The organism is Bacillus sp. SIMBA_074 (assembly GCF_046534555.1).
In the GTDB taxonomy this organism is placed as follows: domain Bacteria; phylum Bacillota; class Bacilli; order Bacillales; family Bacillaceae_G; genus Bacillus_A; species Bacillus_A mycoides.
On sequence record NZ_JAWRYM010001043.1, the window covers coordinates 1 to 245 of the forward strand.

The window sequence follows — 245 nt, forward strand, 5'->3', positions numbered from 1 at the left end:
CGGCACTGGCGGGCATCCATCGCCTGGACCTGCGCGGGGTCGAGCGCGTGGACAGCGCCGGCGTGGCCTTCCTCGCCGAGCTGGTCGCGCGCCTGCGCGCGGCAACGGCCGCCGAGCCGGTCCTGCTTGGCACCCCTACCGGCCTGTCGGAGCTGGCTTCGGCCTACCGGCTGACGCCCACATTGGAATTCCAGGCGCCCCCACCGCCTGCTGCGAGCTGACATGAACGTCCTTCGCCTCCCCTT

Annotated in this window: 1 protein-coding gene; it reads left to right on the plus strand. The window is 72.7% G+C overall.

Annotation, left to right across the window (positions count from 1 at the left end; genetic code table 11):
- The coding region (locus tag SB773_RS33935) for an STAS domain-containing protein (RefSeq protein WP_410594879.1) at nucleotides 1-221 on the plus strand (221 nt) is incomplete at its 5' end.
- Nucleotides 222-245: the final 24 nt, after the last annotated feature.